We start from the raw sequence: 12,159 nt of genomic DNA on the forward strand, positions 1-12,159 counted from the left end.
ACATTGCTGTGGCAACGTAGTTCAATGATGGTGATGCACATGGCCGCCGGGGCCGTGGTCATGACCGCAATCATGGTCGCCGATGATCTGGTCGACCACGTAATCGACGACATCGTCGAACGGCACCGTGTTCTGCTGCGCTGCGCCTTCGGCCGCGCGCATCGCTTTGACCGTGGCCACATGCCTGGCGACTTCATCGTCGCCAAGGATCACGGCAAACGAGGCGCCGCTGGCGTCGGCCTTTTTCATCTGCGTCTTGAAGCTGCCGCCGCCATTGCTGGCCGCGCAGTGCAGCACCACGTCCAGGCCCGCATCGCGGATGCGCTCGGCCAGCACGAACGCCTGCAGGCCGGCCTGTTCGCCCTGGTGCACCAGGTAGACATCGCATTGTGCCGGGGCTTCCGGCTCGGCCGCGTCTTTCATCAGCAGCACCAGGCGCTCGACGCCCATGCCGAAGCCGACGGCCGGCGTCGACTTGCCACCGAACATTTCGACCATGCCGTCATAGCGCCCGCCCGCGCAGACCGTGCCTTGCGCGCCCAGCTTGTCGCTGACCCACTCGAACACCGTGCGGTTATAGTAGTCGAGGCCGCGTACCAGGCGTGGATTGATGGTGAACGGAATATTGTTGTGGTTCAAGATCTTCTGCAGGCCGTGGAAGTGCGCCAGCGATTCTTCGCCCAGGTAGTCCAGCAGCTTGGGTGCGCCATTGACCAGTTCCTGCATGGCCGGATTCTTGGTGTCGAGAATGCGCAGCGGATTGCTGTGCAGGCGGCGCTTGGCTTCTTCGTCGAGCAGCTCGCTGTGGCTTTCCAGGTACACGATCAGGTCGGCACGGTGGCGCAGGCGCTCTTGCGCGTCGCCGATCGAGTTCAGTTCCAGGCGGATGCCTTCCAGGCCCAGGTCATCCCACAGGCGGCGCGACATCATGATCAGCTCGGCGTCGATATCCGGGCCGGCAAAGCCGATGGCTTCCACGCCAAACTGGTGAAACTGGCGGTAGCGGCCTTTCTGCGGACGCTCGTGGCGGAACATCTGGCCCTTGTACCACAGGCGTTTCGGGCCTTCGTAGACCAGATTGTGTTCGACCACGGCGCGCACCACGCCGGCCGTGCCTTCAGGGCGCAGGGTCAGGTTGTCGCCATTCATCGAATCGGTAAACGAATACATCTCTTTTTCGACGATATCGGTGACGGCGCCGATGGCGCGCGCGAACAGCTTCGTTTCTTCCACGATCGGCGTGCGGATCTGCTGGAAGCCATAGCTTTGCAGCACGGACTGGGCCGTATTCTCAAACAACTCCCACAGCGGCGCGTCGGCCGGCAGCACGTCGTTCATGCCTTTGACGGCGGTGATTTTATCGGCTTTTTTATTTTCGGACATAAATATTCTTCTTTGCTTTAACTGTGTTGTGGGATTACGCCCAAGGGCTAATCCAACCTACGCCGTTACTGCGGTTACGGTGCTGTAGTGACTCTTTACATACTTGAGGACGATGTCCTGGAATTCTTCGACGATGCGCTCGCCGCGCAGAGTGATGACTTTTTCGCCATCGACAAACACGGGCGCGGCCGGCGATTCGCCGGTGCCGGGCAGGCTGATGCCGATATTGGCGTGTTTCGACTCGCCCGGGCCGTTGACGATGCAGCCCATCACCGCCACGTTCATCGCTTCCACGCCCGGATACAGTTTTTTCCATTCCGGCATCTGCTCGCGCAGATAGGTCTGGATATTGTCGGCCAGTTCCTGGAAGGTGGTCGAGGTGGTGCGGCCGCAACCGGGGCAGGCGATCACCATCGGCGCAAACTTGCGCAGCCCCATGGTCTGCAGGATTTCCTGGCCGACAATCACTTCGCGCGTGCGGTCGCCGCCCGGTTCGGGCGTGAGCGAAATGCGGATGGTGTCGCCGATGCCTTCCTGCAGCAGCACCGACAGCGCCGCCGTCGAGGCCACGATACCCTTGCTGCCCATGCCCGCTTCCGTCAGGCCCAGGTGCAGCGGGTAGTCGCAGCGCCTGGCCAGTTCGCGGTAGACGGCGATCAGGTCCTGCACCCCGGACACTTTACAGGACAGGATAATCTTGTCGCGCGCCAGGCCCAGCTCCTCGGCGCGCACGGCGTTTTCAATGGCCGACGTCACCAGCGCTTCGTACATCACCGCTTGCGCCGGCCACGGTTCGGCGCGGCCCGCGTTTTCATCCATGATACGCGCCAGCAAGGCCTGGTCCAGACTGCCCCAGTTCACGCCGATGCGCACCGGCTTGTCGTAGCGGCAGGCCGCCTCGATCATCTGCGCGTATTGGGTGTCGCGCTTGGCGCCCTTGCCCACATTGCCCGGATTGATGCGGTACTTCGACAGCGCGCGCGCGCAATCGGGATAGTCATTGAGCAGGGTGTGGCCGTTATAGTGAAAATCGCCCACCAGCGGCACGTCGATGCCCATCTTGTCGAGCTGGTCGCGGATATACGGCACCGCCATTGCGCTTTCCGGCCGGTCGACCGTCAGGCGCACCAGTTCCGAGCCGGCACGCGCCAGCTCCTTGATCTGGATCGCGGTGCCGACCGCGTCGGCCGTATCGGTATTGGTCATCGACTGCACCACCACGGGGGCGTCGCCGCCCACCCAGATCTGGCGCTGGCCATGGGCGACCAGCACTTTGCGGCTGTCGCGCCGGCCGGACGGGCCGGAGCCGATCGCTGTATTCGAGGTAGCCATCATGATAGTCTTGTCAGTTATTTGATATTGACGCGGGCAATCGTGCCGCCCGCAATGCGCGGCAGCTCCAGCTTGGCGCCGCGCAGGGTCGCCTGCACCACCTCGGGCTTGCCCACCACCAGCACGGCCGGCCCGGTGATATCGAACGTTTCCGTACTGCCTGCCTTGACCAGGCGCGAAATCAGCGGCGTGCTGCCCGGGCGGCGAATTTCAACCCAGGAATCCTGCGTCACATTGAGCACCAGCGCATTGGCGCCGGCCACGGCTGGCGCAGCTACCGGCGTTTCGGCCGCCGGCGCAGGTGCGGGCACCGCGGCTGGCGCCGGCGCTGGCGTGTCAGTGCTGGCGCCGGCACTGGCGCTGGCGGCTGGCGGCACGGAAATCAAAGGCACCGACGGCGTTTGCACCGGAGCGATCTCCTGGCCCGGCTTGACCAGGGTAGTTTCCACCGGCGCGGTCACGCCGGCGTGCACCACTTCCTTGTCGCCATGGGCAAACAGGGTCTCGGGCACATAACCCATTTTGTAGGCGCCAAAGGCGGCGGCGGCCACGACCAGCACGCCGGCGATCCACAGGCCGGAATGCGACGAGCGCTGCGTCATCGACGGGAAGCGCGACTCGGAAAACGTGGCGGAAATGTCGCGCCGCGCCGGCGCCGCATGATGCTCCGGCACCGGCATGGGCGGATGGATGGCGATCATCGCCACCAGCGGCGCCGGGTCGATGCGCAGCACCTTGGCGTAGGCGCGCACGAAGCCGCGCACCACGGCCAGGTTCGGCAAGGCCGCCACGTCACCCTCTTCCAGCGCCACCATCTGGCGCGGCGCCAGCTTGAGCTGGTCAGCCACCTGTTCCACCGACCAGCCCAGCGTTTCGCGCTGCGCCTTCAGTTGTGCGCCTGCCGACGCAAGATTGCCCTGGGGCTGCTGCTGAGGTATTTCTGCCCGCTCTGAATTCATTGGTATCCCTGTTTCACTCATCAAACGCCCCACTTTGATAAGCGGCATATTCGGGCGAGCCGAAATGGTGGCGGCGCAATTGCGCCGCCAGGCCAGCTTCCGCACCCGCATCTCCAAGCTTATGCCGCACCTTGATCGCCAGCCACAGCACATCGGCCGCCTGGCTCTCCATCATCGTTACCTTGCCCAGGCGCTCCAGATAGAAAGCCGCCTGCCGGTAGTCCTGCTGTTCGTAATATGCACGCGCCAGGCCGATGTAAGTGCTTGCCATCCCCGGCGCAATGCGCTCTGCGCGCAGCCAGTAACTGGTGGCGCGCTCAGGATCTTTCATTGCCAGGCTGCAAGCACCACCATTGCCCAGCGCCTTTTCCGGCGACACATAGGCGGCGTCTCGCAGCGCGGCGTCAAAATAGGCCAGCGACTGCGCCGCGCGCCCCGTCTGGCACAGGAACTGACCATAATTATTGCTCAACTCGGGATTGTGGGGCGCAAGGCGCAATGCGTAAAGAAAATCTTTTTCGGCTGGCACCGGCTGACGCATGGCAGCAAGGACCAGCGCGCGCATACCGTAAGCCTGGGCGTCGCCTGGCGCCAGTGTGAGCGCTTGCTGCGCCTCATCGAGCGCGATATTGAACTGACCTTGCGCATAATAGGCGCCGGCCAGCTGCAGGCGCAAGCCGGCGCGTTCCTGCAACGAGGCGGCCTGATCCCTGTTCGCGGTGGAAGCACAGCCGGCCAGCAGCACGGCCAGGCTGGCGGCAGCCACGGCCAGCGCGCGCGGGTAAGCCATGCCTCCCCGCATCAGGAGCGGATCTCGACGATCTTGCCGAAATTGGCGCCAAACTTCTGCTGGTATTCCGTCATTTTTTCCATCCGCTCCTGCACCCGCGTACGGTCCTTGACTTCACCGGCCAGCTGGCCGCAAGCGGCATCGATATCGTCGCCGCGCGTCTTGCGCACGGTGGTGATGATGCCGCCGTCCATCAGCACCTGGGCAAACGCCTTGATGCGCGGATTTTTCGAGCGGAACAGGCCCGACTCGGGGAAGGGATTGAACGGAATCAGGTTGAACTTGCAGTTCACGCCAAACTCGCGGTCCTGCACCAGCGCCAGCAGTTCGCGCGCGTGCTCGTCGCTGTCGTTGACGCCATCTAACATGCAGTATTCAAACGTGATGAAGTCGCGCGGCGCAAATTCCAGATAGCGACGGCAAGCTGCCATCAGTTCCTTCAACGGGTATTTCTTGTTCAGTGGAATCAAGCCATCGCGCAGCACGTCGTTCGAGGCGTGCAGCGAGACGGCCAGGGCCACCGGCACTTCCTGCGACAGCTTGTCCATCATCGGCACCACGCCCGAGGTCGACAGGGTCACGCGGCGGCGCGACAGGCCGTAGGCGTTATCGTCGAGCATCAATTTCAGCGCGGTGACGGTCGGTTCAAAATTGAGCAGTGGCTCGCCCATGCCCATCATCACCACGTTGGTGATCTGGCGTTCGCCTTTCGGGCCTGGTTCGATGCCCTTGGTACGGCGCAGCTCGAATTCCGCCATCCACAGCTGGCCGATGATTTCGCCAACGGACAGGTTGCGGTTGAAGCCCTGCTTGCCGGTCGAGCAGAAACGGCAGTTGACGGCGCAGCCGGCCTGGGTCGAGATGCACAGCGTGCCGCGATTGTCTTCCGGAATGAACACGGTTTCCACGGCGTTGCCATTGCCCACGTCGACCAGCCACTTGCGCGTGCCGTCCGTCGAAGTATGGTCGCTGATGATGGCCGGGGCACGCACTTCGGCGCGCGTGGCCAGCTTGTCGCGCAGCGACTTGGCCAGATCGGTCATGGCGTCGAAGTCGGAGGCGCCAAACTGGTGTATCCAGCGTTGCAGTTGTTTCGCACGAAACGGTTTCTCTCCCAACTCGGCGCAATAAGCGATCAGCTGCGCGGGATCGAGGTCCAGCAAGTTGGTGAGGGTCGTCGTCGTCATGATGTTGCCTATTCTAAAAATCCGTCCCCGCGCGCGAAGGAAAAAGCACAGCGGGAACAGGGGTGATAAAGTTATTTCACAGATAACGCCAGGAAATAACGTTATCCAAGGCGATTAGGCCTTCAGTTCTGGGAAGAAGTAAGCGATTTCCACTTGACCAGCTTCGACAGCGTCCGAACCGTGCACGGCGTTGGCATCGATCGAATCGGCGAAATCGGCGCGGATCGTGCCTTTTTCTGCTTTTTTCGGATCCGTTGCGCCCATCAGGTCACGGTGGGCCAGCACGGCGTTTTCGCCTTCCAGGGCCTGGATCATGACTGGACCGGAAACCATGAAGTCGACCAGATCCTTGAAAAAGCCGCGCTCTTTGTGCGCTGCGTAGAAGCCTTCAGCTTGTTCGCGCGTCAGTTGGGTCATGCGGGCGGCGACGATTTTCAGGCCAGCGTTTTCGAAACGGCTGTAGATTTGGCCGATTACGTTTTTTGCAACTGCGTCTGGTTTGATGATCGACAGGGTGCGTTCGATTGCCATGTGTGAAAACTCCAATAAAAAGTAAGGTTTAAATCAATAATTGATAGTTCAATCAACCTTCGATTTTACCATACTACACGCCTTCCCACCCAGGGCGACCGTCACGATGGTGCAAGCCAGATGCGTTTAATGGAATCTTAAGCTGGTTTTTTTGCAAAAAAGCGGCGCCATGCTATCCTTGCACAAAGAAGTAAATCGATTTGACAACACGGAGGCTTTATGAATCAGAACATGCAACGCACCTTTGACCTGTCGGGAGGCATGCAACAAGTACGCCACCAGGTCTTGCGCAATACCTACTGGCTGCTGGCGCTGTCCATGATACCGACCGTGCTGGGCGCTTTCATCGGCGTGCAGATGCACCTGCCGATGCTGACCGGCGGCATGGGCTTCATCATCTTCATGGCGATCGCCTTCGGCTTCATGTTTGCGATCGAAAAAACCAAGAACTCGGGCATCGGCGTGGCCGTCCTGCTGGGCTTTACCTTCTTCATGGGCCTGATGCTCACGCCCATCCTGACACGCACCCTGGGCTACTCGAACGGCGGCATGCTGATCATGACAGCCTTCGGCGGCACCGCCACCATCCTGGCCGTGATGGCAACCATCGCCACGGTGTCGAAGCGCGATTTTTCGGCCATGGGCAAATGGCTGTTCGCCGGCGTGATCGTGCTGATCCTGGCGTCGGTGGCGAACATTTTCCTGGGCCTGTCGGCATTGTCGATCGTGATCTCGATGGTGGCCATTGCGATCTTCTCGGCCTACATCCTGTATGACGTGCAGCAGATCATCAACGGCGGCGAGACCAACTACATCTCGGCCACCCTGCGCATCTACCTGGACGTGTACAACATCTTTACCAGCCTGCTGTCACTGCTGGGTTTTGCCGGCGGCAGCCGCGACTAATCGCTGGAATCATGCGGTAACAAAAAAACCGGCTTTGGCCGGTTTTTTTTCGTCCATTGTTGTGGCTGCACCTGTCTCCATATAGAACAATTCTTAATGGAACCAATGTCTGCCACACATTTATAATGGACAGTACCTCCCCCTTCTGACGCCCTCCCACAATGACCCTGAACACCCTCCTGATCGTCACTGTCACCAGCATTGGCATTTCCTGGTTGATACACAAGATGAGCGGAAAATTTCCGCCACTGGCAGCGCTGCTGCTGCTCAACGTGGTGCTCAGCGTGATCCTGTTCAGTATGCCGATAACATCCTTCGCTGAAACGGTTTCCGATGCGCAGATCGCAATCTGGGTGGCCGTGGTGGCGTATGGCACCTTTCTTGCGCAGTACGTCAAACAAGCACCAAGGGGCGGCGTACAAATACTGGGTTTGCTTGGCTTGCTGGTGCTGGTGTATTGGTGTGGCCAGATACTGGTCGGCGGCATGTCGTTGGGCACCGTGTATGCGAGCGTGCCGCTGACCTTGCTGTTGGGCTTGCTGTACCGCGTGGGCGGCATGCTGCGCGCCACCCTGCAACATCAATACCGCATGCTGAAGGGCGGCGCGGTAGCTGCCACACATTATCGGTCAAAAACCGTTACCATCGTCTACCAGCCCGGCAGTGAACTGGTGCAGCTCGACCTGCTGCCCGACAGTATCGAAGACGAAGAAAGCAACGCTTTGCCGGTGCAACGCCAGCGCCTGGCGTTGCCGTTGCTGGCCACGCGCAAGAGGAGCAGGACTGACGCCACGCCTTTGCTGGTGGCGAATGTCAGCGCCTACTTTCGTGAAAACACCACGACAGCGCTGAACACGACCAGCTCTACTCACCACGTGCCCGGCTCGATGGCGACCGGCTACAGCGGCGCCAACACGGTTACCGTGCATATTCCCGCCAGCACGGTGACCACCACCCAATTGAGCGGCGGCACCTACGAAAGAGGCACGGGCTTCGGCACCTTGTGGATTACCCTCACCAGCGAGGGCCAGACGCGGCGCTTCAGTTTCGCGACCAACCTCAGCACAGGCAATGCCGTTAAAGAGACCTGCAAGGCGATTGCCGCCCATGTACAGGCACCGCTCGATGCGCAGGAAGCGCAGATCGCCGCCGCCGCCGAACAACAGCGCCTGCAAAAGGAACAGCAGCGGCGCGACAACGACGCGGCGCAAGTGCAGCAAGCCCGCGCAGCGAAACAACACGCTGCTTGCGCCGCGCAGGAAATCGTGCGTTCAGCCGGCTTGAGCACCTTGCCTGAAGAATTGTTCATCCACTATGCCGGCAACAAACAGGGCGGCGTGAGCGAATTGATCGCCGCCGACCGCCACGGGCGCGGCGTACTGGTGTATGAGGATGGCGCCAGTATCTGGCAAGGCCGCTGGGCCGGTGCGCAAGTGTCCTGCGACGAATTCTGCTTGCACATCAAACTGGTGGATGCGACTTACCGCCAGCAGCACCTGAAAGAGCGGCGCGCCTCGCTGCTGCACAAGGACGGCAAGCTGCTGCGCCAGGAGTGGGCTGACCGCATCCGCATTCTGAGCGGCCAGGCACCAGCTTAAACCAGATCAAACACCGCCATCGACTCCACATGCGAAGTATGCGGGAACATGTTCACCACACCCGCCTTGCTGAGCTTGTAACCAGCTTCCAGCACCAGGATGCCGGCGTCGCGCGCCAGGGTCGAGGGGCTGCAGGAGACATACACGATGCGTTTTGGCAGCATCTCGGGGCGCACCTGCGACAGACCGGCCAGCGCCTGGCACAGGGCCATGGCGCCGTCGCGCGGTGGGTCGACCAGGATGCGGTCAAACTTGTCCAGCGCGATCAGGTCGTCGGTCGTCACTTCAAACAGGTTGCGCGTCGAGAACGAGGTTTTTGCCGACAGGCCATTGGCCAGCGCATTTTCCAGCGCGCGCTCGGTCAGGGTGGTGCTGCCCTCGATGCCGACCACTTCCCTGCCCTGGGTGGCCAGCGGCAAAGTGAAGTTACCCAAGCCGCAGAACAGGTCGGCCACGCGGTCCGTAGCCTGCACATCCAGGAGGCGCAGTGCTTTCGACACCAGCACGCGGTTGATATGGTGGTTCACCTGGGTAAAGTCGACCGGCTTGAACGGCATCCTGACGCCGAATTCCGGCAGCAGATAATGCAGCTGTTTGTCGAGCGGATAGAACGGCACCGCCGTCTCCGGTCCCTTGACCTGCAACCACCATTGCACGCCGTATTCGTCGGCAAAGGCTTTCAGTTTCGTCTCGTCGTCCGCCGTCAACGGCGCCATGATGCGCAGCACCATGGCCGTGACATCTTCGCCGATGGCCAGTTCGATCTGCGGCATCTGGTCAAAGATCGACAGCGAACCGATCAGTGCGCGTAGCGGCAGCAGCATGGCGGAGATATGCGGCGGCAGGATTTCACAGCTGTCGATATCGGCAACAAAGGCCGATTTCTTTTCGTGAAAGCCGACCAGCACCGTCTCTTTTTTCTTCACGTGGCGCACCGACAGGCGCGCGCGGTAGCGGTAGCCCCAGGTCGGGCCGTACATGGGGCGCATGATGTTCTCGGCGCGCACCTTGCCGATATGCCACAGGTTGTCTTCCAGCACGCGCTGCTTGATGGCGACCTGGGCCGATGGCTCCAGGTGCTGCATCGAACAGCCGCCGCAGTAATCGAAATGCTTGCATTTGGGCGTGACACGCAGGGACGACTCGCGGTGCAGCACCGTCATGCGCGCCGCTTCCCAGTTTTTCTTTTTCTTGAACGTCACGAAGCCGACCCGTTCGCCCGGCAGCGCACCTTCGACGAACACGACCTTGCCCGGCGAGCCGTCTTCATTGTCGAGATGGCCGACGCCGCGCGCGTCCATGTCGAGCGATTTGATTTCGATGATATTTTCTTGCATAGCGATCAATAGGTAAAAGTGGGCAAGGACGCAGGGCCGCGCTGAAACCTGGGGGAGAATGGGGAAAGGTCAGGCGCCGCGAGCGGGGCGTATGATAGCAGATGCAGGCCAGCAATTGCCGGCCCGGGGGACTACAGCAAGGAATCTCTGACCACGCCGCGCGCGGCCATGGCGCGTTTCAACTTGATCAGGGCTTCCTGCTGGATCTGGCGCACCCGTTCGCGCGTGACGCCCATTTCCTCGGCCAGCGTTTCCAGCGTGGCCGGATCGTCGTTGTCGAGGCCGAAGCGGCGCATGATCACCACGCGCTGCTTGTCGGGCAACTTGCTCAGCCAGTCGCGCACCAGCACCGTCATTTCATGGTGTTCGGCGCGCGCGTCGGGGCTGTCTTCGCTGGCGCCGGGCAGCATGTCCATCAACGACGATTGCGGATCGTTATCCAGCGGCGCGTCGAGCGAGGTGGCGTGTTCGGACAGGGCCAGGATATCCTGCACCTCTTCCACCGGCCGGCCCACCAGGTGGGCGATGTCTTCGGCCGAGGCGTCCTTGCCGTCGTGGTGCTGCGCTTCGAGGTGGTATTTGCCGCGCAGGATCTGGTTCAGCTCGCGCACCATATGTACCGGCAGGCGCACCGTGCGCGCCTGGTTCATGATGGCGCGCTCGATACTTTGCCGTATCCACCAGGTGGCGTAGGTGGAAAAGCGGAAACCGCGCTCGGGCTCGAACTTGTCGATGGCGCGCATCAGGCCGATGTTACCCTCCTCGATCATGTCGAGCAGCACCACGCCGCGATTGATGTAATGCTTGGCGATCGACACGACCAGGCGCAGGTTGTGCTCGATCATGGTTTGCCGCGCGTCGAAATTGCCCTGCTTGGCGAGGGTCGCGTAATGCACTTCCTGCGCCGCCGTCAGCAGCGCTCGCGTGCCGATCTGGTTCAGGTAGTGCTGGGTGGTATCGGTCGACAGTTCGGCCGCCAGCACTTTTTTCAACTCATCGACACTGTCGACCAGCACGCTGGCGACGGCCACGTTATCACCCCCGGCCTCGGCCGGATCTACGCCGTCGAGCTCGCTTTCATCATCAGTGATGACCTCGTCCAGCACTTCGTCGTGCGGGTCCGGCTCATCAGCATGCGGATCGTGCGGCGCGTTTTTCATTGCTTTACCTAACGGTTAGGCAGGAACTTGGACGGATCGACAGGCTTGCCCTGCTGGCGGATTTCAAAGTGCAGCTTGACGCGGTCGGCATCGGAGTCGCCCATTTCGGCGATGGCCTGGCCCTTGTTGACGCTCTGCCCTTCCTTCACCAGGATGCTGCGGTTATGCGCGTAAGCCGACAATAAACTGTTACTGTGCTTCACGATAACAAGATTACCATAACCACGGATGCCACTGCCAGCGTACATGACTTTTCCGGCGCCGGCGGCCACCACTTGCTGGCCGGCCTTGCCGGCGATATCGACGCCCTTGTTCTTGCCTTCGTCAAAGGTGCCGATCACCTTGCCTTCGGAAGGCCACATCCAGCTGAGCTTTTCATCGCCGTTCGCTGGCGCGGCGGTGGCAGCGGCGGCCGGCGCGCCCGCCGGCACGACGGCAACCGCAGGCTTGGCCGGCACGGCCAGGGGCGCCGCCGGCGGCGCGGTGTCGGTCACGCCGGCATCGCTGCGCAGCTCGGCCAGGGTCGCATCGGAATACGGGCGTTTCTCGCCGCGCGGACCGGACTTTTTCGGCACCACCGGCGCGGCGCTGCGCACTTCCGTGACGGCCGGCATGACGACGGCCGAGGTCTGGGCGCCGCCCGCCTCGCCGCTCGGCGGCAGCACGCGCAGCACCTGGTCGACCTTGATGTCGTTCGGATTGGCGAGCTCATTCCACAGCACCAGGTCGCGGAAGTTCTGACCGTGTTCTTGCGCGATGCGCAGCAGGGTGTCGCCGCGTTTGACCGTGTACAGGGCGGGATCGCGGTCACGCGCCTCGCTCGCTGAGGTAGCGCCCGGCGCATGCTGGCGTTCGACGACGGGCGCCTGCACGCCGGTGGTGCCGCAAGCACTAAGCAGTATGGCCAGCGTGACGCCGCTGAGAAGTACCTTGGTTTGTTTCATCATTCGCATGTCGTTGTCTGTCCTGCTTGCTG

General features: G+C 61.7%; 11 protein-coding genes. 2 read left to right on the plus strand and 9 right to left on the minus strand.

Going from position 1 to position 12,159, the window contains the following annotated elements:
- Positions 1-21 precede the first annotated feature (21 nt).
- The 6 genes from hisS to ndk all read right to left on the minus strand — a co-directional run bounded on the left by hisS (position 22) and on the right by ndk (position 6,182).
- Entirely contained in the window at positions 22-1,383 is a 1,362-nt protein-coding gene (hisS, locus tag CD932_RS02630; RefSeq protein WP_094441274.1) for a histidine--tRNA ligase, read from the minus strand.
- Positions 1,384-1,440: 57 nt separating this feature from the next.
- A complete protein-coding gene (gene ispG / locus CD932_RS02635; protein ID WP_094443410.1) occupies positions 1,441-2,715 on the minus strand; it encodes a flavodoxin-dependent (E)-4-hydroxy-3-methylbut-2-enyl-diphosphate synthase in 1,275 nt (424 codons plus the stop codon).
- Between the two features lie 17 nt (positions 2,716-2,732).
- Positions 2,733-3,674 carry a helix-turn-helix domain-containing protein gene (locus CD932_RS02640; protein WP_094441275.1) on the minus strand — a complete coding sequence of 314 codons (942 nt, stop codon included), beginning with the start codon at positions 3,672-3,674 and terminating at the stop codon, positions 2,733-2,735.
- A 13-nt stretch (positions 3,675-3,687) separates the two neighbouring features.
- Positions 3,688-4,464 carry a type IV pilus biogenesis/stability protein PilW gene (gene pilW, locus CD932_RS02645; RefSeq protein ID WP_254926432.1) on the minus strand — a complete coding sequence of 259 codons (777 nt, stop codon included), beginning with the start codon at positions 4,462-4,464 and terminating at the stop codon, positions 3,688-3,690.
- A gap of 11 nt (positions 4,465-4,475) precedes the next feature.
- Complete coding sequence (gene rlmN, locus CD932_RS02650; RefSeq protein ID WP_094441277.1) at positions 4,476-5,651, minus strand: 23S rRNA (adenine(2503)-C(2))-methyltransferase RlmN; 1,176 nt, start codon at positions 5,649-5,651, stop codon at positions 4,476-4,478.
- Positions 5,652-5,765: 114 nt separating this feature from the next.
- Complete coding sequence (gene ndk / locus CD932_RS02655; protein ID WP_065310563.1) at positions 5,766-6,182, minus strand: nucleoside-diphosphate kinase; 417 nt, start codon at positions 6,180-6,182, stop codon at positions 5,766-5,768.
- Between the two features lie 219 nt (positions 6,183-6,401).
- On the opposite strand from ndk, the gene CD932_RS02660 reads away from it, so the two are divergent.
- Together CD932_RS02660 and CD932_RS02665 are read left to right on the plus strand one after the other, a co-directional pair.
- Positions 6,402-7,088, plus strand: a complete 687-nt coding sequence (locus tag CD932_RS02660) for a Bax inhibitor-1/YccA family protein (protein ID WP_094441278.1) — start codon at positions 6,402-6,404, stop codon at positions 7,086-7,088.
- A gap of 227 nt (positions 7,089-7,315) precedes the next feature.
- A complete protein-coding gene (locus CD932_RS02665; RefSeq protein WP_141213152.1) occupies positions 7,316-8,686 on the plus strand; it encodes a hypothetical protein in 1,371 nt (456 codons plus the stop codon).
- Here the strand turns inward: CD932_RS02665 and rlmD are convergent.
- From rlmD to CD932_RS02680, 3 genes are all read right to left on the minus strand, one after another.
- The gene (gene rlmD / locus CD932_RS02670) at positions 8,683-10,023 is read right to left on the minus strand and encodes a 23S rRNA (uracil(1939)-C(5))-methyltransferase RlmD (protein WP_094441280.1); all 1,341 of its coding nucleotides are present in this window, start codon (positions 10,021-10,023) and stop codon (positions 8,683-8,685) included. The two genes, CD932_RS02665 and rlmD, sit on opposite strands and share 4 nt — an antisense overlap.
- 131 nt (positions 10,024-10,154) lie before the next feature.
- Positions 10,155-11,183, minus strand: coding sequence for an RNA polymerase sigma factor RpoS (gene rpoS, locus CD932_RS02675; RefSeq protein WP_094441281.1), 1,029 nt, complete (start codon positions 11,181-11,183; stop codon positions 10,155-10,157).
- Positions 11,184-11,191: 8 nt separating this feature from the next.
- Positions 11,192-12,130 carry a peptidoglycan DD-metalloendopeptidase family protein gene (locus CD932_RS02680; protein ID WP_094441282.1) on the minus strand — a complete coding sequence of 313 codons (939 nt, stop codon included), beginning with the start codon at positions 12,128-12,130 and terminating at the stop codon, positions 11,192-11,194.
- Between the last annotated feature and the right edge of the window lie 29 nt (positions 12,131-12,159).

Origin of the sequence: Janthinobacterium sp. PC23-8, assembly GCF_002250505.1 — a bacterium.
GTDB lineage: Bacteria > Pseudomonadota > Gammaproteobacteria > Burkholderiales > Burkholderiaceae_D > Janthinobacterium.

Bases quoted from the DNA above. Each gene is read 5' to 3' on its own strand.
- hisS (WP_094441274.1), bottom strand. From the start codon at position 1,383: ATGTCCGAAAATAAAAAAGCCGATAAAATCACCGCCGTCAAAGGCATG.
- ispG (WP_094443410.1), bottom strand. From the start codon at position 2,715: ATGGCTACCTCGAATACAGCGATCGGCTCCGGCCCGTCCGGCCGGCGC.
- CD932_RS02640 (WP_094441275.1), bottom strand. From the start codon at position 3,674: ATGAATTCAGAGCGGGCAGAAATACCTCAGCAGCAGCCCCAGGGCAAT.
- pilW (WP_254926432.1), bottom strand. From the start codon at position 4,464: ATGGCTTACCCGCGCGCGCTGGCCGTGGCTGCCGCCAGCCTGGCCGTG.
- rlmN (WP_094441277.1), bottom strand. From the start codon at position 5,651: ATGACGACGACGACCCTCACCAACTTGCTGGACCTCGATCCCGCGCAG.
- ndk (WP_065310563.1), bottom strand. From the start codon at position 6,182: ATGGCAATCGAACGCACCCTGTCGATCATCAAACCAGACGCAGTTGCA.
- CD932_RS02660 (WP_094441278.1), top strand. From the start codon at position 6,402: ATGAATCAGAACATGCAACGCACCTTTGACCTGTCGGGAGGCATGCAA.
- CD932_RS02665 (WP_141213152.1), top strand. From the start codon at position 7,316: ATGAGCGGAAAATTTCCGCCACTGGCAGCGCTGCTGCTGCTCAACGTG.
- rlmD (WP_094441280.1), bottom strand. From the start codon at position 10,023: ATGCAAGAAAATATCATCGAAATCAAATCGCTCGACATGGACGCGCGC.
- rpoS (WP_094441281.1), bottom strand. From the start codon at position 11,183: ATGAAAAACGCGCCGCACGATCCGCATGCTGATGAGCCGGACCCGCAC.
- CD932_RS02680 (WP_094441282.1), bottom strand. From the start codon at position 12,130: ATGATGAAACAAACCAAGGTACTTCTCAGCGGCGTCACGCTGGCCATA.